Raw genomic sequence first — 26,335 nt, 5'->3', positions numbered from 1 at the left:
ACCAGGGATTAAAGCTGTGCTAGTTTTTGCAGCATCTGATCCGAGGTCGTGATTGCTTTGCTATTAATTTCATAGGCGCGCTGCGTCTGAATCATGCTGACCAGCTCTTCCACCACATTGACGTTGGACGTTTCAACATAGCCTGAATTCAACAGACCTGCACCATTTGTGCCTGGGGTGTTCACGCCAGGGTTGCCAGAGGCCGTGGTTTCTACGTAAAGGTTTTCACCTTTGCCCTGCAAACCGGCTGGGTTGATAAATGTTGCCAGCTGAATCTGGCCGATCTGCGTCGTGCCAGTGGTGCCGGGAGTCGTGATTGAAACCACACCATCGCGGCCTATGGTCAGACTTTGCGCATTGGCCGGAATACTGATGGCTGGTTGCACTGGATAGCCGCTAGCAGTCACCAGCTGTCCCTGGCTGTCGACCTGGAAAGAGCCATCACGAGTATAGGCTGTGGTGCCATCAGGCAGTAAAATCTGGAAAAAGCCTTGGCCTTGAATCGCCACATCTTTGTCGTTATCAGTTTGTTGCAAGTTGCCTTGGGTAAAAATACGCTCAGTGGCGACCGGTTTTACACCTGTACCCAGTTGTAACCCACTTGGCAACTGGCTTTGCTGCGAGCTTTGGGCTCCAGCCTGGCGCAAATTCTGGTAGAGCAAGTCTTCAAATACTGCACGTGATTTTTTAAAGCCGCTGGTACTCACGTTGGCCAGGTTATTTGAAATCACGTCCATCTGCATTTGTTGTGCATCCAGACCGGTTTTGGAAATCCATAATGAGCGTATCATTGTTCACTCCTAGGGCATTGAGTCATGTTCATAGTGACATCTTAGTCCTGGCCTTAGCCATTCAAACCAAAGAGTTGATCAGCTTTTCCAGCGTTGTTTTGGGCGTTATCAAGCATTTTCATTTGCATATCAAACTGCCTGGCCAGGCTGATCATATTGACCATGGTATCTACTACGTTGACGTTACTGCTTTCCAACGCCCCTCCAACCAGGGTAACATTGGCATCTGCTGGAGCGGGTTGGCCATTTGACGTTACAAATAATCCATCGTCGGCCCGTTTCAGGCTTGACTCAGGCGGGTTTGCCAATTTGATGCGGCCAATAATATTGGTTGCACCAGGCGCTGTGAGGTTATTCACGCTAGAGACGGTACCATCCTTGGCAATCGTGATAGTCACATCCGGCGGAATACTGATCGGACCACCATCGCCCATCACATTTAAGCCAGATTCAGTTTGTAATTGTCCATTCTGGTTAATTTTGAGTGAACCGTTGCGCGTATAGCCCTCAGTGCCATCAGCGCGCTGTACTGCAATCCAGCCCTCACCTTGTACTGCGACGTCAAGATCGCGTCCTGTTTGCTGAATGCTGCCTGCCGCATAGTTGGTGCCCATGGTGGCGTCCACAACGAATGCGCGGGTCGGCAGGCCATCTCCCAAAATCGGTACCGCCCGGAAGCTGTCTATCTGTGCTTTAAACCCGGTTGTGGTTGCATTTGCTAGATTGTGTGCAGTAGTGGCCTGCTGCTCCAGGATATGTTTGGCGCCGGTCATGGCGGTATAAATCAGACGGTCCATCGCGACTCCTTCAATCAGTCAACATTCAGCGTTTAACAACTCAATTAACGCATGTTCACCAGTGTTTGCAGTACCTGGTCTTGCGTTTTAATGGTTTGCGAGTTGGCCTGGTACACCCGCTGAGCCATAATCATGTTCACTAGTTCAGCCGTTAGATCCACGTTGGAATCTTCCACTGCTGAAGATTGCAGCACCCCCAAGGTGCTGCTGCCTGGCGCGCCTATCAAGGCTTCTCCTGAGTCATAAGAAGATTGCCATTGGTTGCCACCCAGAGAGTGCAAGCCGTTAGGGTTGACGAAGTTAGCGAGTACGACCCTGCCCAGTGGCTGGGATTGACCATTACTGTAACGGCCAACAATAATTCCGTCGCTACCGATACTGAAGTTGGCAATCCGGCCTGAAGTATAGCCATCCTGGGCTAACTTGTTGACACTGAAGCCAGAGCCGTATTGTGTGCTGGTGGTGTAATCCAGATTCAAATTGACGGCACCAGCACCGCTTGAAGGTGTAAAACTTACATTCAAAGCGGCCGAGTTTGTAGTGTCATAAGCACCGGAGGTCGTGAATTTAATCGTAGGTGCTGCTGTAGGCGGCGTCGTTACTGCTGGAGAAATTTGAGCGCCGTCTGCTGTAGTGTAGACCCCCCAGGTATTGGCTGCGGTTTTGACAAAGTAGTTTTGCACGGTATGGCTGTTACCGAGGGCATCATAAACGGTAATCGACGTGGAGTTGGTATAAGTCGTGGCATCAGATGCATTAAAGGGTTTGACTGTCTGATCAATGACCGGGCTATCAGAGTTCAGATTGAGTTTTCCTGTGACCTGGGTCGAGTTTTTTGGAGGAAGGTCGCTCGTGTTAATCTGAATATCCACGGGGGAAGAACCGTCCAAATTGTTGGCGCTATTGCCTCTGAGGCGCTTACCTTCACTATTTACAATATAACCATCTTTGTCCATTTCAAATTGGCCATTGCGTGTGTAGGTCACTACGCCATTCTGACTCATAATAAAAAAGCCATTGCCGTTGATGGCGACATCCAGTGTATTGTTGGTATTGGTGATGTTGCCTTGCGTGAACTCTTGTGCCACCTTGGCCAACTTGGTACCAATCCCGATTTGTGTAGCACCGCCGCCATTCAATGATGCGGCGTACACATCAGAAAATTTGGAGGTGGATTGTTTAAAGCCCACAGTATTGGCGTTGGCAACGTTGTTCCCAATCACTGACAATTGTTGAGAGGTGGCATTTAAACCGCTAAGACCTTGTTGAAAACTCATGCTATTTCTCCTTGCGTAAGATTACATTCTGTAGGGCTTTAGAATACTTCCAGCACGTCGGCCAGCGCGACGTCATTGCCTGTGCTTAAGTTCAGTCTGGATGAGCCGTTCGTTTGGGAAACACTTTGCACCTGGGACAGACTTAATGCAGTGCTGGTTGTATTTGCATCTGCCAATTTTGCAGTTGTTTCAAATGTATACGTGCCGCTAGGGGCGGGCTGACCACTTGCGTCTTTTCCATCCCATGACAGGGCATTGATCCCGCTAGCCTGTTTGCCGAGTGTTAATGTTTGTACGACGGCACCCGCGCCATTCTTAATAGTGACGGTTAAGCTGTCAGCGCCATTCGGAACATTTACGCCAAATAGTGCGCCTTTGTCACCCAGTGACATCGTATTGCCCGCAGACAAGATATTGCGGCCTATCATGCTGGTTGCTTGGTAGGATTGTCCCATCTGCACATTGTTGATAAGGCTAGTCATGGAGTCATTCAGTTTGTTGATACCGGTCACCGTATTCAGTTGCGCGATCTGGCTGGTAACCTGTGCGTTATCCATGGGATTAAGCGGATCCTGATTTTGCATTTGGGTTACTAGCAGCTTCATGAACTTATCTTGAGCGTCATTGGCGCTTGATCCGGTCTGTCGATTGTTAACCGTGTTTAATAAGTCCTGAGGCACTTGGTTGTTCGTATTAACCGTGGTCATATGAGATTCCTTTCTGCAGGTTATTGACCAATATTGAGTGTTTTAAGCAACATGGTCTTGGCCGCATTCATGGTTTCCACGTTGTTTTGATAAGCTCGGGAGGCAGAGATCATGTTCACCATCTCTTCAGTAACGTTGACGTTAGGCATGGTGATATAGCCTTCACTGTTGGCCATCGGGTGTTTGGGGTCGTAGACCACTTTGCCGGGGCGGTTATCTTCAATCACGCCGTCAACCGCAACCGTGCTGGCGTTTTGATTCGCTGCATCTTGCACGGCCTTGAACACGACCTGTTTGGCCTGGTAGGGTTTGCCGTCAGAACTGACCACGCTGTCCGCGTTGGCCAGGTTGCTGGCAACCGTATTCAGGCGCATGGATTGGGCGCTCATTGCAGAGCCGGAAATCTTGAATACATTAAACAAAGACATGTCAGTACTCCTTACTCAATTACTGGCCATTGATTGCGGTCAGCATTTTTTTGATCTGGCCGGTGATCATGGTTAAGCTTGCTTCATAGCGGATGCCGTTATCGACATAGGCATTACGTTCTGCATCCATGTCTACCGTATTGCCGTCTACAGAGGCTTGCGTCACCGTACGGAACAATGGATCACCCGGGCCTGCGTAGCCTTGATTCGGCTGACCTTGCATGTGGCCCGAGTCGGTTTTTTGCAAACCATCTGTCGCTGTACCCGTGCTACTGGCTGGGTGCATGGCGGCCTGCATGGCGGCTTTAAAGTCGATATCGCGTGCCTTGTATTGCGGTGTATCCGCATTGGCGATATTGGATGCCAACAGCTCTTGACGTTCATTGCGTACACGCAATGCCGTCTGATGAAAATTCAGTGCGGCGTCTAATTTGTTGATCATCATTGATTCCTTTCAGTTGCCTGAATCTCTGCCCCGTCATTGCTGTTACCGGATATCAAAAGCACGGTATTCAACAATGTGCTAAAGGTTTGCCAAAGACTGCCGTTAATCCTGATAACTCGGTCTCAGTTGCTGCTCGAGTCACTTTTACTAGCTATGCCTAGTCTACGCCGCAGGTTGATGAACAATTTCTGAATTAAATGCGGTAAATCCCCTTTATTTGAGCATTTGGCGCTAGCGGTTGTGCGTAGAATGGGTGCTCATGAAACCTCGTCTGCTTACATTTTTTTGTGCCATGCTGATTGCCCTGACCGGGCTCTTCAGTCATGTCTTGTACGCAGCTGACCGTACGGCGACAACCGCTACGCTGGTCAATCAGCGTGCCGCTGAGCCGGCGGTCGCAGACATGCACAGCCGCGTGTATCAAACTGCTGTGCAATATGTACAGAGCCAGACGCAAGGCTATCCAGGCAAAGTTAATGTTGACATTCAGCCACTGGACAACCGTGTTCGTATTGCTGCCTGCGACATGATGGAAGGATTTACCGTCCCAGGCTCACGGCTGTGGGGTAAAACACATATAGGTGTCCGTTGTCTGCAAGCCGAGACCAAATTGTGGACGTTGTATATGCAAGCAGACGTGCAAGTGTGGGCTGAATATGCAGTGACGGCAGTGCCAGTCAGTCAGGGCGCACTACTGAGCCCGAACGATGTGGTGTTGCAGTCAGGAGATTTAAGTAAATTGCCGGCTGGCATTATCACGGACTTGTCCATGCTCGAAGGCAAACAAGCTGCCTTGAATATGCCTTTGGGCACAGTGTTGCGCCCCGAGCTGCTCAAGTCTAGACCTGTGATTATGCAGGGGCAGACTGTACAGTTAAACAGCCGTGGCGAAGGATTTGTTGTGACTGCCGATGGGACTGCGCTGCAAACTGCCAATGCTGGCCAGGTGGTGGATGTCAAAGTCAGCAGTGGCCAGGTGATTAAAGGGGTGGCGCTGTCGAGTGGAAAAGTCGATGTAAGATATTAGGCAGACTCACCACGACAAACATGAAAAAACGCTTCTCGATCAGAATCTTGAGATAAAAACTATATTAACAACTAAAGTTCGCTTAAACTATGCCGATAGAACTGTTAATCAATGAGGGTTTAGTCACCCGACAAACTCAGACATCAAGGCAGAGGGATAGCATGAATATTTCAGATTCGATCAAGAAACTTGGGATTGGTGTAGATAAACCAGTATTAGATAAAGGTACCAGCAGCAAAAGTACCGAAAAAACAACAGCATCGGCAACGCCCGCCAGCAAAGACAATGTGACATTGTCCGCGGCATCGGTGCAGATGCAGTCCATAGAAGCGGGGATCGCCTCGTCAGAGGTGTTTGATACGCACAAAGTGGACGAAATTAAAAGTGCTATTGCGCGTGGAGACTTTACTGTCGACACGGGTAAAGTGGCTGACGGCTTATTGCAAACCGTTAAGGACTTGATACATTCGAAAAAAGGATGATGTTTATGACAACTGCAAATCGCAACGCTATCCCTGAGATCAGTTTTGAAGCGGATGCCAATCTGGTTGAAGCGCTCATTGAAGATTTGCAGAATGAACAAAAAGCCCTGGTCAAAGCTGACCTGGACACCATAGAACGGATTATTGATCAGCGTGTAGAATTGCTACAGGCGCTGGGTGAAGCCGCAAAACAGCGTTACGCTGCCTTGTCGGCCGCCGGCTTCGAAGCCAATGAAAAAGGCATGGCTAAATGGCTGGAGTTAGGTCATGGCAAAGTGATGGATACTGCATGGCTGGAGTTCCAGAAAAAGCTGGCGCAGGCAAAAGAGCTTAACCGCATCAACGGCATCCTGATCAACAAACATTTTCAACGCAACCAGGAAAAACTGGATGCGATTCAAGGCAAAGCACCCAATGCCACGCAGTTCTATGGCAAAAATGGTCAAACTCACGGTGCTCACAGCTCTCGCACCAGTTTTGCGGTATAACTCGCATTAAAATCAAACGATCACAACCGTAAATGGCAATTCATCATTGCCATTTTCAAGCTTGAGCGTTGCTTACTGGCTTTCCAGCCATTCCCAGCGCTCCAGTTTCTGCAAGATTAACGCTTCAATTTCATCCAGTCTCTCTTGTCGTTGCTTGACCTGCTCAGGCGCTTGCTTGTAAATGTCGCCTTGTGCAAACTGTGCCTGGATATCAGCTTGCTCTTGCTCTAATTGTTCAATTTCTGCAGGCAGCGCTTCAAGCTCACGCTGTTCCTTAAAGCTCAACTTTTTTCGGGTTGAGGTGTTGGATGAGGCGTTCGGGCTGACGGGGGACGAGGCTGCAGGCACCGGTTTTTCGACTGGTTTATTTGCAGCTTCGCGCTGCTGGCTAAAGCGCAGCCAGTCATCATAACCACCGCTAAATTCGGTGAGTTTGCCCTGGCCTTCAAAAGCAATGACTTGTGTTACCGTATTTTCCAGGAATGCCCGGTCATGACTCACCAGAAACAGGGTGCCCGCATAATCTTGCAGCAGGTTTTCCAGCAGTTCCAGCGTATCGATATCCAGATCGTTGGTGGGTTCGTCTAGCACCAATACATTGGCCGGACGCGCAAATAATCGGGCTAGTAACAGACGATTGCGTTCACCGCCAGACAGAGATTTGACCGGGGAGCGTGCACGTTGCGGTGCAAACAGAAAATCCTCAAGATAACCAATGACATGGGTGCGTGTTTCACCGATTTGCACATACTCCGATCCCGGACTGATCGTGTCCATCAGCGTTGCTTCCGGGTTGAGCTGTTCGCGCATCTGGTCAAAGTAGGCCACCTGGATATTCGTTCCCAGTTGCACCTTGCCCGCGCTCGGCGCCAACTCGCCCAAGAGCAGCTTAAGCAGGGTAGATTTACCGACTCCGTTCGGGCCTAGCAGTCCGATGCGGTCCCCCCGCATGATGCGGGTACTAAAGCGATTAATCAGCACTTTGTCACCAAACGCCATGCGCACTTCTTGCAGTTCTGCAATCAGCTTGCCTGAGCGCTCGCCCGCATCCAGTTGCAAGTGCACCTGACCTTGACGATCACGGCGTGCAGCGCGGTCAAGCCGCAGTTGTTCCAGTCTTCTGACGCGACCTTCATTGCGCGTGCGCCTGGCTTCAACCCCTTTGCGGATCCAGACTTCTTCCTGCGCTAGAAACTTGTCAAATTTGGCCTGGTGTTGTGCTTCTACGGTCAGCAATTCAGCCTTTTTCAGTTGGTACTGGCTATAGTTGCCTGTAAATTCGGTTAAATGACCGCGGTCAAGTTCGACAATACGGGTAGACAGGCGGTCCAGAAAGCGACGATCATGCGTAATCAGCATCACGCTGCCTTGATAGCCCAAGAGCAGCTCCTCTAGCCAGACGATTGCTTCCAGATCCAGATGGTTCGTCGGTTCATCGAGCAACAAGACATCGGGGGCTTGCACTAATGCCTTTGCCAAGGCCACGCGTTTGCGCCAGCCACCTGACAACGTTGCGATTGGGGTGTCTGCCTGTAGCCCGAGTTTGGACAACACTGACTCAATGCGGGATTGTAGCGCCCAGCCGTTTTCAGCTTCCAGGCTGTGCTGTAATACTTGCATGCGATCGAGCAAAGCTTCAGTCTCTTGCGTCTGCGACAACTGCAGTGACAGGTCGTGATATTCTTTAAGTTGTGTCACGACATTCCCCAAGCCTTGGGCGACGGCAGTAAACACATCATGCGCTGCATCCAGCTCGGGCTCTTGCGGTACGTAGGCAATCTTGCTGCCAGGGTCGCGCCAATATTCGCCATCATCCAGTTTGATCAGCCCGGCGACCACTTTAAGCATGCTGGATTTACCGGTTCCGTTACGGCCAATGATGCCGACACACTCCTTGTTATCCAGCTGAAAGTTGACTTGGTCCAGCAATGGCACATGACCAAAGGCCAGGCTGGCCTGTTTGAGTGTGATTAAAGGCATATCAGTGTATCTGTTGTGAAGGCGAGGGGAGGGTCTCTAAGGGCGCCAGAGCGGCACGTAAAGAGACAGAGGGGGCGGGCCGGGTATCTGGCTGATACTCCTCGACCCAGCGCTGCAAGTCTTGCTTGATTTGAGACTCTGGCAAATGCGGTATGGTCGCCAACCACTCGAGCAACTGCGTCAGCCAAAGGCTATCTGCACTGCGCGCTTGGGCAATCCGTAGTTTTTCATGGCTCGTCGGCAAGGTGTTTTCATCATCTGCCAGCAACTCTTCATAAAGCTTTTCACCCGGACGCAGGCCGGTAAACTCAATGCGTATTTCTTGCTCTTGCAGACCGGATAGTTTAATCATGTCGCGTGCCAGATCAATGATTTTGACCGGTGTGCCCATATCCATTACAAAGACTTCACCGCCGTTGCCCATGGTCGCTGCCTGTAATACCAGTTGAGCGGCTTCCGGGATGGACATAAAGTAGCGTGTGATCTCCGGGTGGGTAATCGTGATCGGACCGCCGTGCGCAATTTGCTCGCGAAATTTTGGAATCACGCTGCCACTGCTTCCTAGCACGTTGCCAAAACGCACCGTGATAAAACGGGTGTGATTTTGCTTGTTTTGCAAGCCCTGACAAATGAGTTCGGCCAGACGCTTGCTGGCGCCCATGACATTGGTCGGATTTACTGCTTTATCAGTGGAGACCAGCACAAAGGTGGGCACATTAGCCGCCTGGCACGCCGCTGCAATCTGGTAGGTGCCGTAGGCATTGTTCTGCAAGGCCTCTACCACGTTAAAATGCTCCATCATAGGCACATGCTTATAGGCCCCGGCATGTAACACAACCTCAGGTTGATGATTTTGCAAGATGCGTTGTATCCTGGCCTGATTTTTCACATCGGCCACCAGATAGACCAGCTCGGTATTGGTGACAGACTGATTAAATTCTTGCTGCAAGGTATACAACGCATATTCCGAGATATCCAGACAGATTAATTGTGCCGGGTGAAAACTCAAAATTTGTCTACAGAGTTCAGAGCCAATAGAGCCCGCAGCCCCCGAGACCAGCACTACCTTGTTAGCCAACATCGTACTCAAGCCATGGGTATCCAGCCGCACCACATCTCGCCCAAGCAAGTCCTCGACATCAATTTTGCGAATTTGAGAGAGGCTGACCCGGCCACTGATCAGGTCAGACATGGCTGGCAGGGTCAAAACCTCCATCTCGGGAGATTTTCTGGCGGCTTCCACCGCCATCCTGCGTTTCTGGTGCCGGCTACTTGGCATCGCGATCATGCAATGCTGACAGCCATAACGTGCAGCAATTGCTGGAATATCTTCCAGACCACCTTCTACCTTGGTGTGCATAATTTCGCGGCCCACCAGCCTGTTCGCTGGATCTATCATCGCCACCACACGCCACTCCGGATTTTTACTGAGCTCTTTAATCAGGTTAAAAGAAGCATCTTCAACCCCGATTACAATCACAGGTTTGCCTTGCAGCGCAACCGTATTAAATAAGCGCCGCTCTTTCCAGGCACGGTATAAAAAACGGCTCCCGCCCATGGCCAAAATGAGCAACATAGGATTCAGGATCAGCACCGAGCGAGGGATGATGATCGTTGGGTGGACCAGCAGGGCATACGCTGCGCTAAGCAAGGCAGCAAATCCTACTGCGCGCATAATCCGTTTTAAATCGGGCAGGCTGGCAAACCGCCAAAGTCCTTTATAAAGGCCAAAGGTATAAAAACAAATGGCATGAATAGCAAAAATCACTGGCAATGTTTGCCAGATATACTGCACAAAAGTGGAGGGTATCTGAAAGTTAAAGCGTAAAGAGAAAGCAAAGATCCATGCAGCGACCAGGACGATCGAATCATGAGCAAACGCAAAAAAAGACAAAACGCGTGTTGGTAGCCTGAGCATAGCAATCAAACAAACAATCAATGCGTGATGTTATCACGCCTTAATACCTTGATCACTGTTAGCACAATAATCTTGATATCAAGACAGAGGGATTGATGTTGCAAGTAATACGCATCTAACGCTACTTTTTGTGGGATTGGAATTTCGTCCCGGCCATTCACTTGCGCCCAGCCTGTGATGCCTGGTTTCAGTGTATGGACGTTTTTTTCAGTGCGCAATGCAATCAAATCGTCCTGATTGAACAGTGCAGGGCGCGGGCCGACAATAGACATGTCGCCTTTCAGCACACTCCATAATTGCGGTAACTCATCCAGGCTGGTTTTGCGGATAAAGCTTCCTACTGGCGTTAAAAATGCGTTTGGATCTGTTTGCTGATTCATTAAATGGGTGGCCATTTGTGGCGTTCCCACACGCATGGACCTGAACTTTGGCATGCTAAAAAGCTGGTTATGCTGACCAACGCGCTTGCTCCAGTACAACGCCGGGCCTGTGGAGCTGAGTTTCACCAATAGATAAGTCGCTAATAACAAAGGACTCAAGCATGTTGTTGCGATCAGCGCCAGTACAATATCTAAAACTCTCTTAATCCACATAGTCTGCCACAGTACGTTTAATGCCTTCGTCAAAGCTGATGACCGGCTGCCAGCCCAACATTTGCTTTGCCTTTGCGGTATTCACTTGTAAATTGCCCAATAAGCGATCACTCAAGCTTTGTCTGCCAAACAAGCTAAACATCCATTTCATCAGCAAAGGTGGAAATGGTAATAATAAGGCTTTGAGCCCTAGCGATTTTTTAATTGTTCGGATTAACGTCATTGTGGAAACATCGTGATCATCTGAAATCAAGAATATTTGATTGGCAGCATGCGGATGACGGCAGCATAACGTAATAAAATCATTCAAATTTTCCAAACTAATCAGGCTGCGCTTGTTGTGAATACTCGCAAATGGTAAGGGCACGGGTTTTTTACAAAGGATAATCAGCGATTTAAAGTTGGCTTTGACGCCTGGTCCATAAATGAGCGGTGGGCGTATGATCACCCATTCGATGCCATTCGCTGCACAAAAGCCCTTCAATGCAATCTCAGCCTCAAGTTTTGATTTGCCATACGCATCAAGCGGCGCTGGTTTATCCTCAGGTGTAAAGGGCGTTTCAGTGCTTTCGCCATTGACTTTGACTGAGCTTAAAAAAACAAATCTTTTAATGCCCAGATCTTTGGCCAGTTGCGCCATTTTTATTGTGTAATTAATATTTATATCTGCGTAGTCTTGATAGACGTTCGCTGCGGTTTCTTGCATGACATGTGCCCGTCCAGCTAAGCTCACCAGACAGTCGTAAGGGATGCCTGACCGTAAGCTGGTAAAGGGCGAGTTGCGATCAATTTTTGTAACAGAATGTCCGGCCTTTTTTAAAAAAGCACATAAAGCTTGGCCGACAAATCCAGAGGCGCCTGAGACCAGAATATTCATTTTTTTGCCAGAAAAAGCACATATAACGCGAATGCTGCCTGGTCGCGAAGTCTACGTCTGAACTGATGAGCATGCCAAGCAAGCTTGAAGCGATCAAATACATTCAAGCGCACAAAACTATTGATTGGCCAACGATTTTCATATCCTAGTGCTGCGGCAATCAGCAATATTTGTTGGCGATACCAGCCTTGTCTCAGTTTTATTAATCTGGCGATCATCGGCTTCAGTCCCAGGTTTGCACCGATGACATTATGTACATGCTGTCTATACATCATGCTGGGGTAAGGGTCTATGTACCATTGATAACCTTTAGAGCGGGAAAATGCATAGATAAACCAGTCGTGTAAGAAAATTCCCTGTGTCTGCAACACATTTTTTCTTAAGTAGGATTGCAATTCGACTGCAAGTGTTTTGGAGAGCACAAAAGTACATCCAGGGCCAGCAGACTCAAACATGAAGTCATAATTAGTTTGAGCTTGTGCTTTATCAATTAGCACCTGTTTTCCATCCTGCCAGAAAGCGGTCACATTGCTGGAGTAAGCGTGTGTATGGTGTTGGGAAATCATGACGATTGCATTTTTTAACTTGGTTGCGTGCCAAACGTCGTCCTGATCGGAGAGGGCAAGATAGTCAAATTGCTGCAGCTCAACTTCTCTCAACAAATGAAAAAAATTTTTTGCTGCACTGCCTAACACACCTTGATTAGGTAGCTTATACAGCGTCGGATAGGTATCTTTAAGTGTATCAACCAATGAACTGGTATTGTCTGAGGATAAATCAACACTAATTGCAAGCGTAACTTCAACTTCTTCCTGAGAGTAAATGCTTTTAACTTGTTCCTTTAGCCAGTTTTCTCCATTATAAGCAGCAAGTAGGACTAAAACTTTGGGGTGCATAAGCGTAATGTTTAGTTGGGCTCAATATTGGATTTTGGAATGGCGATACAACTGGATGACTCTGTTATTAGTTTACCATCTATCCCGGTCAATCCATGAAACAGCCCTAACAATAACATGCGTATACGTAACAATCTATTTGGGGCAAAAATGATGAAAAACAAACAGAAGTAAAGTAGCCTGAGCAGTAAAAAAAGTTTGATCGGGTAAAGACCTGAAATGTTCTTGATGCAAAAAACAGTATTCCTGAACATATAGTAATCACGGTAAGGTGCATGGTGAGAAACTTGCCTGCTCTTTATAAATGGAATGGCTTGGGCATGGTCACCGATCGCATGAATCAGTCTTGCATCATTAACTCCATACAGTTTGTAGCCCTTACATAGGGCGCGCATGCACCATTCCGTATCGACATGGTCAATAAAGTAACCACTTCTATTCCCACCGATTGCCTGAATAGCCTCTAGCGAGACTAATGAGCCAGACGATATTAAAAAACAAGCCTCTGTTACATGGCTGGTTTCATTGGTGTCTTTTTTTGCTTCTCTGACAGGATAACCATTTCTAAGCACTAAAAACGGTGATTCAATCTTGGTTCTTGCATCAATGGTAACCGGCGCTGTAATCGCTACTTTATTCCCTGTAGCACAGAACTCACAAAAACACTTTAAAAGTGTATTCACCATGTGTGGTGTTGGAATACTGTCTTGGTCTAGAAACAATATATAGTCAAATTTTTGTTTTAATGCATATTCAATTGCAATATTTTGTGCGTAGGCGATGCCCATATTATCCGTAAGATGAATAATTTTTAAACTCATCTCTTTGGGGGGATTTAGATTAAAAGGGTGCAGTGGACTATTGTCGATGATGACCATTTCATCGACCTGTTCTTTAGTCTCGGAAACCAATTTGGAGAGTGAATCGTTACAGGGATTGTATGTTACTACCGCTGCAAGGACTTTTTTATTGTTCATTTTTTCCTAAAATCTTGGTATGGAACTGATGTAGAACGTAAATAGCGCCAAGCATGCCAATCAACACAGTATTGATTAAATAGATCCCAAAAATATAACTGACCTCTTTGAGTACGTAAATAACGCAAATCGAGGTAAATAAAAAAATAATTCTTAGCAGGTTTAATTTGAAAAGAGGATCTAGCTTAAATGACAGCAGATAAGTATTGATGGATGTGTAAACATGTATTCCGATTGCTGTAATCGAAAATAGTAAAATATATTTTGCGCTTAAGAATCTGGATAAGTATGGTGAGTTTGTTTGGTTGAGCGCAAAAAATAATGTCCACAGTATTAATAGCAATAAGATTAATACAAGCAATGACGTCCCAAATAAGCTTTTAAACTGAGCGTAAACTTTTAAACGCTCTCCTTTTGATATCGAAGCGCCAAACAGGGCAAGTTTGGAATTGATCCAGGTAATGGCAAATCCATTTATTGCATTAAACGCTTGTAGGGTGACGCCTAGTTTACCTGCCAGTTCAACTTGCCCGAGAGCAAACATTAACGGAACATAGACTTGTGCACCCATGTAGATAGAGAGAAAAGACACGCTCAGTCTTTTTTGTAAGGGGAAGACAGATTTTAGGTATGAAAAAAAATCTTTGATTGAGATGTGTTGGTTAAGCGCTTGCCGAATAAATAAGCCGTATTGACTGAGCAGCCATGCGCTTAATGTTATGACATTTGCAATTGCCTGTATGACCAATGCATAAACGCCGAGGTGAGAGGATAAACAAAGCCATAAGGTCGGAATGGAGACGAGAGTCGAGAGCATTCTTGCGATTGCAACATCATTAATTTTTCCTGTGCCCTCAATGATATTAATGGCTGTATTGATGAAAAAACTTAAACAATAAATCAGTACCAGTAAAAGCCAGGGCAGATAAAGCGTAGCGGATTTTTCGAGGAGGATGCCGCCTAGCACACCTAATGACAGCGCCATGAATATGGCAAGAAAAAACGCATGTACTAGAATGTTCTTAACCAGAGTCAGAAACTGATTTAACGATGATTCATGCCCGACCAACCTCTGCTTCTGAAAATAAGTGTCGCGCACATGGTGACTTATTAACTGGATGATTAATGTACTGAGACCAAACTCAAAAAAAACACTGAAACCAATCAAATTTAAAAAGGTGTAGTAGTGTCCCTGAAGTTTATCGTTTAAGTAATGGAGTACAAAGTAGATTGTGACAAAGCCACCAAGGCTATTAATGACTCTGCCTGCAAGAATCAGCAATACTGTTTTATCAATGAGATGTGTTTTGTTAAACATAGTATCTAATGATAAAGGTCACTCAGTACGCTTGGATCCAGATGGTCTAGTAAGAACTGCCCGCCAGCTTCGGAAAGGTGTGAGCTATCCAGATACAATATTTTAGAGCCATTTAAAACCGGGCATCTGTCTTCATGACACATGGCAGGCATAGGGTCGATGACTTTTAGGCCATATTTTTGAACGATAGGCGTTATTTTTTCCCGGTAGCGCTGCTCATTCTGTGTCACAAGCGTTTTGGGTAAATCACACCCCTTTAACTCGAAAGACAATCTTTCAAAACATCTTCTGGGTTCTGCACCTAAGGGCACTGAATAAACAATATATATTTGATCGATGGTTTTTGAATATGCAGCAATAGTGTTTTCAAAAGACTGCCAAAAAAAATCTGACGTAAACGTCTGGCCGTTGACCGTGATGCCATCAGTGTATAACGGCCATTGTGCAGCAATAATCAGCGTTTTAAATGTATGCCGCTGCGTGATGTACTCAAAAGTTTTTGCCGCAAAATGACGGCAGTCATGAGTACCATACCCAATCAGCGCAGGGCACATACCCATGCCCAATTGAAGGTAGTTAGATTTTTCAGAAGATTCAAATGCGTTAAGTACCGTCGTGAAGGCATTTGATTGGCTATCCCCAATGACAGTCAACTTGGTTCCGCCCTCTACATAGTGATCATCATTGCAGCGGTCTTCTTTATGAGGCTTCCCAATATATTTCTCGCATGACCTTCTGTAAGTCATGACTAACGTATTGTTTTGATTAAGTTCTGCGTTATTAAGATGAACGGTTCTTGATGTGAAGCCTTTGTTGATGATGACGAGCACAGAAACGGCTGCGGTTGCGAGCAGGAGCGTGATCAATAGCTTAAGTTTTTGGTCTTTCCTTAGCCATTTTTCATAGTAGAAAGTCGTCACAAAGGCTAGCGCCATGGATACTATTAAGAGTTTGATTCTGAACAGAGGGGTGAGTCCTCCCCAAATCAATTTGGAGTATTCTAGTAATGGCCAATGCCATAGATAAAGCGCATAGCTCATTTCGCCGACAAGGGTTAGTGGATAGAGCGAAAGGGATGTGGTCACAATGTTGGGTCTTGTTCGCACTAGCAGCAGTGCGGCGGCCAACACTGGTAATATCGTGATGAGCCCTGGGTGTGTTGACTCACTGGACATAAGAGATAATGCCAGGGCGAGTAAAGCCACTCCCAGATAACTCAGGACCGGAGTAGATTCGTTATCTTTTTGTAGCAATGCAGCGATCGCGCCTGCCAAAAACTCCCATAGTCGAAACGGCGTAAAGAAGAAAACGGCAGAAGGTGCGCGATTGACCAAGATAATATCAAGCAAAATAGATACTGTTGTGCACCCGAGCAGCAACAACAGCATGTTGTTTCGCTTGCGACATAAACTGCAAAGTAGTGCAATAAAAATATAAAACTGAAACTCTACTGCCAATGACCATAGGTGTAGTAGTGGGCGAATATTAATCGCATTATCGAAATATCCACTTTTGGAAAACTCAAAGTAGTTGGATTGTGCCAATAAAGACGCTAAGACTGAGGTGGATAAATCAACATACTCTCCTGCCAATAATACACACCCACCTATCGCCAGGGTACAGATGAGGATTAGCAGAAATGATGGAAATAGTCTTAGAAATCTGCCTTTTAGGAATGCTTTTAAAGGGAGTTCGTAATTATTTTTTGAAATAATTTGAAAAATCAGATATCCGGAAATGACAAAAAAGATATCCACCCCAATAAAGCCAGCCTTGAGATAGCTGGGGAAATAGTGGTAAATCAGAACAAAAGCAATGGATAATGCTCTCAGACCACTGATTTCTGGACGGTAATACAGCTTATTCATCAATTTCTATACAGAACGTGTTTTTTGATGAGGTTTCTTAGCTTGATGTAGGCGCGGGCGAAGAAAGCACTTTCCCATTCCTGGGGAATATGGTCTCCCCATCCAATGTGCTTGACATATCCACCAGGATGAGTCGTGATGGCGGCTCTAAATCCCAGTCGGTCATAGTAAATCGACAGGTCAATTTCTGAAGCAACGCTTTGATTTTTCTTACCAATCAGGATTGGTTTTTCTGCATAAGGGGCCAGTAGATGGTAGTCTGCCAATCGCCTTAGCCCCGGATTAAATGTAAATCCGCTCCATGCGCCGCGATACTTTCTTTGCATTAACTTGTTATCAAAACCTTCGACCGATTCGGATTGCGAGATTGGATGCGTGTTCGTATCGTCGTGAGCTCTCAACCAAACAGTAATGATCTGTTGATGACGCTCAAGGATAGCTAGCGACTCCTCAATGAAGCCTTCCTGGTAAAACTCCCAATCATCTTCGCAATGAAATACATAAGGCGTGGTAATGCTGGAATAGAGCTTATCAATCGAACGAATCTGCCCGATATTTTCTGTATTCAAAATAAACTCGTAGCTATTGGGAATGCAGGCACTAATACGTTCAGTGTCAAACCCACCGCAGCTATCATCAATAATAATGGTTTTAAAGATAGGGTACGTGTTGAATTTGTAGAAGCTTTTAAGCGTCTTTTCCAGTAAGTCCATTCGGCCACAGGATGTGATGGCTAGGGTGATCGGATGTGTCACGCGTGCTGCTCCCATGGGTAGTCAAAACCGAATTGTTCTCGAAGCGCTGTTCTTAATTTCAAGTGATCATACATGGATTTTCCTATCCCCTGATCAACCCATACGGAGTGGCCGGTTTTTCCATCTTCCCAGTGCGAGTAAAATTTAGACTTATCTTTTCCTGCAAGCGGATCTGTAAAGCTCATGCCGTCTTCAATCAACTTTGAAAACCAATAAGCGGAAGTATCTCCTCTATCATCAAAGTTACCAAAAAATATTTTATGTTTTTGCGTTATTTTTTTAGCTATACCGACTTTTAGTAAAGCGGACCATTCATTTATCCGGCATGCCCATTTGTGGTCATTTTTATCCACTTTGGTATTTGGCCATTGTTGAGAAGGGCGATATCCGGCACAAATTTTTTCAGGAGTACAGCCAACCGCTTGATAGGCACAGCGCCAGCATTGACCTAGGTCTCCGACAATTCCAGGGTTGGGGAGATTTTTAATAGCGTTGAGATAGAGTGCAATAATGTCCCCATTAAAGCTGATGTCATCATGCATGATAAACAGATATTCTTTGTCCGTATTTTCGATGGCCCATTGATAACGTAAATCCTCCCTGCCTACAAAAAAAGATTTATTTTTATAGAAGTTCCATAGCATTCTGAAAAACATATAGCGATATGTCAGATACGTCGGCTTGTAGCCTTTGACGAATGAAAGCCACCACCCCATTCTGTGATTGTTTCTTCGAACGTTTATTTTCCAGGGATGCAATGCTTTTAAAAGCGCATCGGATTTGTAAGCTTTGAGTGTTTCTGGCGGAGATTGATCATCATTGATCCAGACCGTATCTACCAAGTCTTTTGATTGTTGGTGAAGGGTGAGCAGCGAGTAAATTAGAGATTCCGGTTTTTTAAAAGACTGAATGGCAACATCGACTTTGTTTAACATGGTGAAATCCCGCCTATTGCATAGTTCCGGTCATTTTAGCTGTAATAAGACTGCTTAACGGTTTGGTGTTAGCGAGCTAGTAGCTACGATTGGATTGATGTGGTTTTAGTCGCCAGCATCGCCTTAATATTTGCCATCTTACTCTTGCCATAATCTTTACTCAGCACTTGATCCGGCCCGTTAAACGGGTTGCCAAAGTGCTTCACATCATCCTTAGGCAGTTCGCTAATAAAACGGCTAGGCTCGCAGGCTTGCATTTCCCCCGCGCGTTTGCGTTTTTTACACCAGGTGATGTTGAGTGATTTTTGGGCGCGGGTGATGCCTACATACATGAGTCGGCGTTCTTCTTCAATCTGGTCGGCGTCGATGGAGTTGGTGTGAGGCAGGATGCCTTCTTCACAGCCGATCAGAAACACATGGCCGTATTCCAGTCCTTTTGAGGCGTGCAGGGTAGAGAGTTTGACGGCATCCGGTTCGCCATCTTCGCGGCCTTCTAGCATGGTGATGAGCGAAACCAGTTGTGTCAGTTCGATGAGATTCTTACCGTCGGATTCATGGCCGAACTCGGTCGAGGCTTCGCCTTTTTTGCCTAGCCAGGCGACGAATTCTTGTACATTGCCCCAGCGCGTCTCGGCAGATCTGGCTTCTTCACCGTCGTACAGATAGCTTTCATACTGGATGGCGGTGAGTAAGTCGCTGAGCACTTCGTTAGCAGGGTCTTTGACAGCACGACCTTGCAGTGTTTGGATAAAGCGGCAGAAGGTCAGCAGGTCATCGAGCTGCTTGGCGCCGACCTCATGCTGAAAGCCACCTTCAAAGGCGGCGGCAAACAATGACATCTTGTGTGCGCTGGCGTATTCGCCCAGCCGTTCCAGCGTGGTGTTGCCTATGCCTTTTTTCGGCGTGGTGGCGGCGCGGATAAACGCAGGATCATCATCTTCGTTCATGATCAGGCGCAGGTAGCTGATGATGTCTTTGATCTCAGCCTTGTCAAAAAAGGATTGGCCCCCCGAAATTGTGTAGGGGATTTTGTGGTTACGCAGAAATTGCTCAATAATCCGCGCCTGGTGGTTGCTACGGTAGAGAATGGCGTAGTCTTTGTAAGTCGTGCGATGCTCGAATTTGTGCGCTTGCAGCTTCATCACCACGGTTTCTGCTTCGTGCTCTTCACTTTGCGTCGCCGTGACGTGGATCAGGTCGCCGGTGCCGAGTTCGCTCCACAGTTTTTTCTCAAACAGTTTGGGGTTGTTGGCAATGACGTGGTTGGCCGCGCGCAAAATCCGCACGGTAGAGCGGTAGTTTTGTTCGAGTTTGATCACCTTGAGTTTGGAAAAGTCTGTGGTCAACTGACGCAAGTTTTCCACGTCGGCACCACGCCAGCCATAAATCGCCTGGTCATCGTCGCCTACGGCGGTGAATTGTGCTCTCAGGCCGGTTAGCTGTTTAATCAGTTTGTACTGGCAAGCATTGGTATCCTGATATTCATCCACGAGCAGGTAGTGCAACTTGCGTTGCCATTTTTCCAGCATTTCACTGTGCTGATCAAAAAGCTCCACCGGCACCTTGATCAGGTCATCAAAGTCTACCGCCTGATACGCGCGCAGGGTTTGCTGATAAAGCTGGTACACCCGGGCTGCGGCATGGGTGAGCTCTTCATCGGCTTGTGATTTGGCCTGATCCGGGCTGACAAAGTCATTCTTCCAACTGGAGATTTGCCATTGTGTTTTGCGCAACAGTTGCTTGTCGGTGGTGGCTAAAATATCACTGAGGATTTTAAAGCTGTCCGAGGCGTCCAGAATGGAGAATTGCGGTTTATAGCCGAGTAGCGCCGCTTCCTGGCGCAAAATCTGCAAGCCTAGCGAGTGAAAGGTGGTGACGGTGAGTCCTTTGCCACTTTTGCCTTCCAGCAAGGGGGTTACGCGTTCCTGCATCTCACGCGCGGCCTTGTTGGTAAAAGTGATCGCCGCGATTTGATGACCCTGGTAACCCGCCTGGTTGATCAGGTAGGCAATTTTCTGGGTAATGACGCGGGTTTTACCACTGCCAGCGCCTGCCAGTACCAGCAACGGGCCGTCAAGGTAGTGAATCGCTTCACGCTGGGGAGGATTTAACAGATGCTGCATGAGCGGATTGATAAAACGTGTTCAGTACAAAGTGGAGAATAATGGGAAAACAGAGAATTATTAGCCTAGATGGACTATTCAACCCTTTCATTTATATGGGTATAGTCCTGTAACCATAGTATGATGTTTCTTCAGGTTAACTAACTTTGTCCGTCCCTGTGTTTGATCTCAATAGCGCCATTCTATCATCAATTGGACTCACCCTAACGCTGGTTCTGGTCTTGATGATTTCTGGTGCCTATCAGCAGCGCCGCCTGATCATGGATTGGGTGCGAGGCTTGCTCATTTTTGGCTGTGGACTAGCCGCCTATTTCTTTTCGCAAACCAGTCTTATCATCGGGCCACAAAGTATCTATATTGCGGCGGCGGTGACTCTGGTGGCACAAGGCTTGAGTCATTTCGTCAATGGGATACGCATGTTCAGGGGCTACCGCGTTTACCGCTATTGGACCTTGCTCGTGATTACCACCTTGCTGGCCTGCAATGCCGTGATGTTGAACATGCATATTTCCAATCGCTGGTTGCTACTGAGTAATTTGGCGGTATTGCTCTGGATATTTGCTTACGGCAGTCGCAGTTTGGTGGGACATGGAAAAGATTTTGTCGCTAATGTCTTTTGGCTGTGTTGCAGTCTGTTTGCCATGATTGGCTTGACCTTGGCCATTGTCGCAGTCAAGGTTGGCTTGGCGGATCAGGCGAGTCTCGATGATTTTGCCGACTGGAGTATCCATGCTTATCTGGTGTCCTTTTTCATGCTGGTCATCACGGTGGTGGTGAGCTTGCTGTTGTTGGTCATGCATGTCAAGGCGCAGGCCGGGTTGCAGGCGATTGCGACCCTGGATGGCCTGACTGGCGTGCTGAATCGGCGTGGCCTGCAAGAAGCCGCCAGTCGCATGCAGGCGGTTTCGCAACGCATTCAGCTCCCCATGGGCATGCTGATTGTCGACCTGGATTACTTTAAAAAGGTGAATGATGTGTATGGTCACCTGGTGGGCGATGTGGTGCTTAAGTCTTGCGCCGAGACCATACGTGCCGCCTTGCGTGGCGGCGATGTCATCGGGCGCTATGGTGGTGAGGAATTCTGTATCCTGATGCCCAACACCGGTGAGCAGGAGGCCATGGTGCTGGCAGAGCGCATCCGCCGGATTATTGAGGTGACGCCCGTGAGCATTGCCGGCGTGGAGAGCATGAGTCGTGAGACCCAGGCGATTAAATGTACGGTCAGTGTGGGGGCAGTGAGTTCAGAAACCATGGGCTATGTGATTGATGCCTTGTTTGCAGCGGCTGACCAGAATCTCTACCGTGCCAAGCAAAACGGCCGCAACCGTATTGTCAGCAATATAGAGCAATTGCTTGATAAGTCCCCAGTGAAAGGTAAACCTGCGAAACGGCATGCCAGCGTGATTGCCTAACTTCAGAGCGCTCCTGCCGTTGACGCAGACTTTACGCTTGGTCTGATTCAGAGGCGGGTACTTCTTCCTGAGTCGGACTGCTTTGTTGCTCAGCCGCTTGTGCCAGCATTTCGGCTCGGCTTTGCGGGGACTCCAAGCTGACGCGGCCAATCGCGCCACTTCGATAGTCTGTGAGCAAGGCCATGGCTGTCCGCTCCATATCCCACTCTCCATCATTGCGTTTGTAGCTTCTGCGTTTGGCAATGGCTTGCAATAAGTCGATGCCATCTATTTTAGCCACATTCAGCTTCATCACGTCCAGCTTGTAGCGTGTATTCATGAGCGCTGGGTATTGCTTCAACAACACATTGCCCAAAAACTCAGCCACATCCTCATCAATCACTGCATTGCGTCCAATCGCATGGCTGGCGGCCAGCATATACCCATCTGAGGCGTGTTCGATTTTGGGCCACATCATGCCCGGCGTATCCGTGATGTTGAGGCTGTCGCTCAGTTCGAAACGTTGCTGGCTTTTGGTCACGGCCGGTTCATCGCCGACCTTGGCTGCACGCCGGTTGAGCAGGGCATTCATCAAGGTGGATTTGCCGACGTTGGGAATCCCCATGATCATCATGCGCAAGGGCTTCAGCGGGGTGCCGCGATGCGGGGCCAGTTGACGGCATAGACCAGGGATTTTTTTTGCATCACCAGGCTTTTTGCAGGAGAGGGCAACCGCTTTGGTATTGGGCTGGCTGTTAAAGTAATTCAACCAGGCTTGCGTCACATTCGGGTCAGCCAGATCGGCTTTGTTGAGGATTTTGAGGTTAGGGCGCTGGCGGAAATTACGCATTTCCTCAATCATGGGGTTGTGGCTGGCGGCGGGTACGCGGGCGTCCAGTACTTCAATGACGACATCAATGTGCTCCAGTGTCTCTTCTGCTTTTTTGCGGGCAGAAGTCATGTGCCCCGGAAACCATTGTATCGCCATATTTTTGCTCCATGCTTAACTCAAAAAATACGGGCTCAATGTCTTTGCCGTACCCGGTTGTGTGAGGGAGCTCTATGCCGTTATCAGCTGCGCACCTCACCATCAAGCGCGTATTTTAACATTTAAGCGGCCAGCCACTAAATACGATTGTCTTTTTAGCGATTACTTCCAGCTGTAACCCAGCGTAAACAGCGCGCGCGTATCGCCTTTACGCCGTTCATCGACAGGGCGGCTGTCATAGTTATAGTCGACTTGTGTAGAGGCACTCAAGCCGAAAATAAACGGAAAACGCAAGCCAGTGGAGCTGTAAAGCAGGATTTGTGACGGCGAGTTCGGCGTGTAAGTGACTTCATGCCGGTGGAATGCTTGCACAAATGAATCAAACAGGTATTGGTTATAGTTGACCGCCCAACGCAAGGCCGCATGATTCTCGTTACTTTCCTCGTAATAATCCTGGGTGATGTATGACAGACCGCCTTCCAGTGAAAGATTGCGTTTTTCGCTTTCAAAAAACTGGTAACCCGTACCCACACTGTAGGTGCTGCGCAAGCGAATGTCGCGGAAACGGTCTTTTTCCTGAATCGTGTTCAAGTAGCCATACCATTTTTTGGTGAAAAAGTGATCGTACTGACCACGGACTCGCCCATTATTCTGAGTCTGGCGATCTTTATCTGCAGCCCAATAGTAGTAGCCCTGTACGGTATAGCGCGTATCAAAGCCGCGCAAAATCGACTCGCCATTAAACTGCATGTTGCGGTTTTTACTGTTACCGTTGTTAAAGGCACCACCCAGGCTCATGTTCCCGGTCCAGACATAGCCTTCGCCAATCAGATCCAGGGTCGGATTGATGTAATGAATTTCGCCGAGTTCAGTATCCACCAGCCGTGTATTCGTTTCCTCATCCAGAATGACCTGACCCTCAGTACTGTGTATCAAACGTCCGGTAACGATACTGCCATCTGATAGCTGCATCAGGATAGACTTTTCGGCATCAATGCTGTGGATGTCATCCCAGTTGATTTTAATCTCGTCTGCATAGCTGGTTTTAAAGGTGAGCTTGTTTGAGATTTTGACGCCTAGCGTCCCGGTGATTTTGTCCCCGTTTTTGAGCCATACCGTATCTGCTTGCGCCAGATGTGTCGTTAGCAGGAGCAGTAACAAGGCCCATTGCAACCATCGCCACGGTTGTGATGGCGCGGTGTAGGATAGATATCGGCGTGCCTGAAGCATGGATTGTTGCGGCATTGGTACTACTCCCTGATTCGATTGAACAACAGCGCTGCGTGGCAGCGGATTGAATGCAGCGGTTGCGCTGCAAAGGCGGGTGTTTTTTATAAAACTGACCACCCTGTCTCTTACATGATTGCAAAACCAGCCTGAGAGTTCCCGCTAAAATGGGACTCGAAGACTGTAGCAGACGCACTTAGGCACATGCCGTTCATCTCATGCAATTAAACTCACGTGCCGTCAAACAATTGTGCTGTTAAACTGGCGTATTAGCATTTTAAAGTAGTCCGCAACATGGTCCAAACATTATTGCCCCCCGAGGTCAGGCCTGGCCAATCCTTGCCCTTATTGCAGGCCTTACATATCCTCACCCGCGACGGTAAGCTCAATCAGGATAGCCGCCGCAAACTTAAGCAGGTCTATCATCTGGTCAATTTTATCGAACCGCTGATGCAGACGGTGATGGAAAAACAACCTTCGCCCGTCTTGGTTGATCACGGCGCCGGTAAATCTTACCTGGGCTTTATTTTGTATGACTTGTTGCTGAAACAACATCAGGCAGGCCAAGTGATTGGCATTGAGAGCCGCGGTGAATTGATTGAAAAGTCGCGTCAACTGGCGCAAGCATGTGACTTTAGCCGCATGCAGTTTGAGCATTTGACGGTGGCAGAAGCCATGCAGTCCGAGCAACTGCCAGAACAGGTTGATATTGTGACGGCCTTGCATGCCTGCAACACCGCCACCGATGATGCGATTGCGTTTGGCTTGCAAAAGCAGGCACAGTTTATGGTGTTGGTGCCTTGTTGTCAGGCGGAGGTGGCTGAAGCGCTACGGCAACATAAAGCTGAGGCCTTATCAAAAACCTTTTTAAGTGAGTTGTGGCGTCATCCTATCCATACGCGTGAGTTTGGCAGCCAGGTGACCAATGTGCTGCGCTGCCTTGCGCTGGAAGCGCATGGCTATCAGGTGACCGTGACCGAGCTGGTAGGCTGGGAGCATTCTATGAAAAATGAACTGATCATTGCCAAGTATACCGGCCAGCGTAAACGCAGCGCGCGTGAGCGCGGCTTGCAATTGCTGGAGCAGTTGCATTTGTCTGGCCTTGCGCCAAGGTTTCACTTTTAGCATTTGATTTTTAGGCTACGCTCAGTCAGGCGCAGATAAAAAAACCTCTGACACTGGGAGAGTATCAGAGGTGAATGGAGCTAATGCTTTGCCCCAGGGAAGAGACGTTATGCGCCTAACTAGAAGCGCTTGCCGAAACCCAGGCTGATCACCCATGGATCGATATCCAGGTCATCAATTTTTGTCCAGGCGTTGCCATTGAGCGGGTTTTGCATTTTTACGGTGGTATTCATCCAGATGTATTTCACATCGGCGTTCAGCATCCAGCCATCTTTGAGGTTCACATCCAGGCCCGCTTGTAACGCTGGGCCAAAGCTGTCGCGATCAATTTTAATTTTTTGACCGGCTAATGGGCCTTGGCGCAGGTCCAGACGGCGGTCCAGCATAAAGGTTGCGTTAATGCCGGCACCCACATAAGGGTCAAAGGTTTGATCTGGGTTAAAGTGCCATTGGGCGGTCAAGGTCGGGGGCAATGCATCAATGCTGCCCAATAATTGATTTGGCACGGTAGAGCCTGGCTCTTTGGTAATGCTCACATCATGCTTGGAACCCAAGGCCAGGATCAGTTCTGTCGCAATGTTTTTGGTCCAGTAGTAGCTGATGTCCAGCTCAGGAATGGTATTGCTGTCAGCCTTTAATTCTGCACCGCTAGACATCGCGCCTGCCGCAATATTTTTGTTTACATACTTGCCCAGATCGCTACTTTCGTTCGGGCTGATATTGGTGGCACGCAGACGGACGACCCAGTCGCCTTGCTCTGCCTGAGCATTGAGGGCTGGCAATAAAGCAGCCAACATTAAACTGATTGCGGTTTTTTTCATTGTGATCACTCCATTAGTGCATTGAACTTGGAGCCATTGTAGGTCTGCAAGTCATGTCAGGTATTGACGCAGGTCAACTTGAAATGATTTGGCAATCGTCG

At 47.8% G+C, this 26,335-nt stretch carries 25 protein-coding genes; 5 read left to right on the top strand and 20 right to left on the bottom strand.

The features are described 5' to 3' along the window. Positions 1-8: 8 nt before the first annotated feature. The 6 genes from flgG to flgB are packed head-to-tail and all read right to left on the bottom strand — an operon-like array spanning position 9 to position 4,442. Positions 9-791, bottom strand: coding sequence for a flagellar basal-body rod protein FlgG (gene flgG / locus ACT53C_RS10070; RefSeq protein ID WP_476145854.1), 783 nt, complete (start codon positions 789-791; stop codon positions 9-11). Between the two features lie 53 nt (positions 792-844). Further along, positions 845-1,588, bottom strand: coding sequence for a flagellar basal-body rod protein FlgF (gene flgF, locus ACT53C_RS10065; RefSeq protein ID WP_476145852.1), 744 nt, complete (start codon positions 1,586-1,588; stop codon positions 845-847). 44 nt (positions 1,589-1,632) lie between these two features. Then, the gene (gene flgE / locus ACT53C_RS10060) at positions 1,633-2,865 is read right to left on the bottom strand and encodes a flagellar hook protein FlgE (RefSeq protein ID WP_476145850.1); all 1,233 of its coding nucleotides are present in this window, start codon (positions 2,863-2,865) and stop codon (positions 1,633-1,635) included. A 38-nt stretch (positions 2,866-2,903) separates the two neighbouring features. After that, a complete protein-coding gene (locus ACT53C_RS10055; protein WP_476145848.1) occupies positions 2,904-3,572 on the bottom strand; it encodes a flagellar hook assembly protein FlgD in 669 nt (222 codons plus the stop codon). Between the two features lie 20 nt (positions 3,573-3,592). Next, complete coding sequence (gene flgC / locus ACT53C_RS10050; protein WP_194746913.1) at positions 3,593-4,000, bottom strand: flagellar basal body rod protein FlgC; 408 nt, start codon at positions 3,998-4,000, stop codon at positions 3,593-3,595. A gap of 19 nt (positions 4,001-4,019) precedes the next feature. After that, on the bottom strand, positions 4,020-4,442 hold the full coding sequence (gene flgB / locus ACT53C_RS10045; protein ID WP_476145847.1) for a flagellar basal body rod protein FlgB: 423 nt from the start codon (positions 4,440-4,442) through the stop codon (positions 4,020-4,022). Between the two features lie 262 nt (positions 4,443-4,704). Here flgB and flgA point away from each other — a divergent pair, with 262 nt between their 5' ends. The 3 genes from flgA to ACT53C_RS10030 all read left to right on the top strand — a co-directional run bounded on the left by flgA (position 4,705) and on the right by ACT53C_RS10030 (position 6,442). Then, on the top strand, positions 4,705-5,472 hold the full coding sequence (gene flgA, locus ACT53C_RS10040) for a flagellar basal body P-ring formation chaperone FlgA (protein ID WP_476145845.1): 768 nt from the start codon (positions 4,705-4,707) through the stop codon (positions 5,470-5,472). Between the two features lie 161 nt (positions 5,473-5,633). Further along, a complete protein-coding gene (gene flgM / locus ACT53C_RS10035) occupies positions 5,634-5,954 on the top strand; it encodes a flagellar biosynthesis anti-sigma factor FlgM (RefSeq protein ID WP_476145843.1) in 321 nt (106 codons plus the stop codon). A gap of 5 nt (positions 5,955-5,959) precedes the next feature. After that, entirely contained in the window at positions 5,960-6,442 is a 483-nt protein-coding gene (locus tag ACT53C_RS10030) for a flagella synthesis protein FlgN (protein ID WP_476145841.1), read from the top strand. 72 nt (positions 6,443-6,514) lie between these two features. Here the strand turns inward: ACT53C_RS10030 and ACT53C_RS10025 are convergent, their stop codons facing one another. The 11 genes from ACT53C_RS10025 to ACT53C_RS09975 form a co-directional block, all read right to left on the bottom strand. Continuing rightward, positions 6,515-8,422, bottom strand: a complete 1,908-nt coding sequence (locus tag ACT53C_RS10025; protein ID WP_476145839.1) for an ATP-binding cassette domain-containing protein — start codon at positions 8,420-8,422, stop codon at positions 6,515-6,517. 1 nt (position 8,423) lies between these two features. Further along, positions 8,424-10,340, bottom strand: coding sequence for a polysaccharide biosynthesis protein (locus ACT53C_RS10020; protein WP_476146053.1), 1,917 nt, complete (start codon positions 10,338-10,340; stop codon positions 8,424-8,426). A gap of 17 nt (positions 10,341-10,357) precedes the next feature. Beyond that, complete coding sequence (locus ACT53C_RS10015; protein ID WP_476145837.1) at positions 10,358-10,933, bottom strand: sugar transferase; 576 nt, start codon at positions 10,931-10,933, stop codon at positions 10,358-10,360. Beyond that, positions 10,923-11,810 carry an NAD-dependent epimerase/dehydratase family protein gene (locus ACT53C_RS10010; RefSeq protein ID WP_476145835.1) on the bottom strand — a complete coding sequence of 296 codons (888 nt, stop codon included), beginning with the start codon at positions 11,808-11,810 and terminating at the stop codon, positions 10,923-10,925. Before ACT53C_RS10010 ends, ACT53C_RS10015 begins: the two co-directional genes overlap by 11 nt. Beyond that, positions 11,807-12,706 (bottom strand): glycosyltransferase, encoded by a 900-nt coding sequence (locus tag ACT53C_RS10005; protein ID WP_476145833.1) that lies wholly within the window; start codon positions 12,704-12,706, stop codon positions 11,807-11,809. The genes ACT53C_RS10010 and ACT53C_RS10005 overlap by 4 nt, the downstream gene beginning before the upstream one ends. 11 nt (positions 12,707-12,717) lie before the next feature. Then, entirely contained in the window at positions 12,718-13,683 is a 966-nt protein-coding gene (locus ACT53C_RS10000; RefSeq protein WP_476145831.1) for a glycosyltransferase family 2 protein, read from the bottom strand. Further along, positions 13,673-15,001, bottom strand: a complete 1,329-nt coding sequence (locus ACT53C_RS09995) for an MATE family efflux transporter (RefSeq protein WP_476145829.1) — start codon at positions 14,999-15,001, stop codon at positions 13,673-13,675. Before ACT53C_RS09995 ends, ACT53C_RS10000 begins: the two co-directional genes overlap by 11 nt. Positions 15,002-15,006: 5 nt before the next feature. Next, a complete protein-coding gene (locus ACT53C_RS09990) occupies positions 15,007-16,869 on the bottom strand; it encodes an acyltransferase family protein (protein WP_476145827.1) in 1,863 nt (620 codons plus the stop codon). Continuing rightward, positions 16,869-17,624: a glycosyltransferase family A protein gene (locus ACT53C_RS09985; protein WP_476145825.1), complete on the bottom strand. Its 756-nt coding sequence runs from the start codon at positions 17,622-17,624 to the stop codon at positions 16,869-16,871. The genes ACT53C_RS09990 and ACT53C_RS09985 overlap by 1 nt, the downstream gene beginning before the upstream one ends. Next, positions 17,621-18,559 (bottom strand): hypothetical protein, encoded by a 939-nt coding sequence (locus tag ACT53C_RS09980; protein ID WP_476145824.1) that lies wholly within the window; start codon positions 18,557-18,559, stop codon positions 17,621-17,623. The genes ACT53C_RS09985 and ACT53C_RS09980 overlap by 4 nt, the downstream gene beginning before the upstream one ends. 83 nt (positions 18,560-18,642) lie before the next feature. Further along, positions 18,643-20,682: a UvrD-helicase domain-containing protein gene (locus ACT53C_RS09975; protein WP_476145823.1), complete on the bottom strand. Its 2,040-nt coding sequence runs from the start codon at positions 20,680-20,682 to the stop codon at positions 18,643-18,645. Positions 20,683-20,828: 146 nt separating this feature from the next. On the opposite strand from ACT53C_RS09975, the gene ACT53C_RS09970 reads away from it, so the two are divergent. Beyond that, positions 20,829-22,094 carry a GGDEF domain-containing protein gene (locus tag ACT53C_RS09970; RefSeq protein ID WP_476145822.1) on the top strand — a complete coding sequence of 422 codons (1,266 nt, stop codon included), beginning with the start codon at positions 20,829-20,831 and terminating at the stop codon, positions 22,092-22,094. Positions 22,095-22,125: 31 nt separating this feature from the next. On the opposite strand, the gene ylqF is transcribed toward ACT53C_RS09970, so the two are convergent. Together ylqF and ACT53C_RS09960 are read right to left on the bottom strand one after the other, a co-directional pair. Continuing rightward, complete coding sequence (ylqF, locus tag ACT53C_RS09965; protein ID WP_476145820.1) at positions 22,126-23,061, bottom strand: ribosome biogenesis GTPase YlqF; 936 nt, start codon at positions 23,059-23,061, stop codon at positions 22,126-22,128. A gap of 162 nt (positions 23,062-23,223) precedes the next feature. Then, positions 23,224-24,306 carry a DUF481 domain-containing protein gene (locus tag ACT53C_RS09960; RefSeq protein ID WP_313988880.1) on the bottom strand — a complete coding sequence of 361 codons (1,083 nt, stop codon included), beginning with the start codon at positions 24,304-24,306 and terminating at the stop codon, positions 23,224-23,226. Positions 24,307-24,582: 276 nt separating this feature from the next. Here ACT53C_RS09960 and ACT53C_RS09955 point away from each other — a divergent pair, with 276 nt between their 5' ends. Further along, positions 24,583-25,413 carry a class I SAM-dependent methyltransferase gene (locus ACT53C_RS09955; RefSeq protein WP_338657473.1) on the top strand — a complete coding sequence of 277 codons (831 nt, stop codon included), beginning with the start codon at positions 24,583-24,585 and terminating at the stop codon, positions 25,411-25,413. A 119-nt stretch (positions 25,414-25,532) separates the two neighbouring features. Here the strand turns inward: ACT53C_RS09955 and ACT53C_RS09950 are convergent, their stop codons facing one another. Further along, entirely contained in the window at positions 25,533-26,234 is a 702-nt protein-coding gene (locus tag ACT53C_RS09950) for an OmpW/AlkL family protein (protein ID WP_338657474.1), read from the bottom strand. Positions 26,235-26,335 lie beyond the last annotated feature (101 nt).

The sequence above is a fragment of the Methylophilus sp. DMC14 genome (genome assembly GCF_056314085.1).
This window is presented reverse-complemented; position numbering and strand designations above follow the sequence as displayed.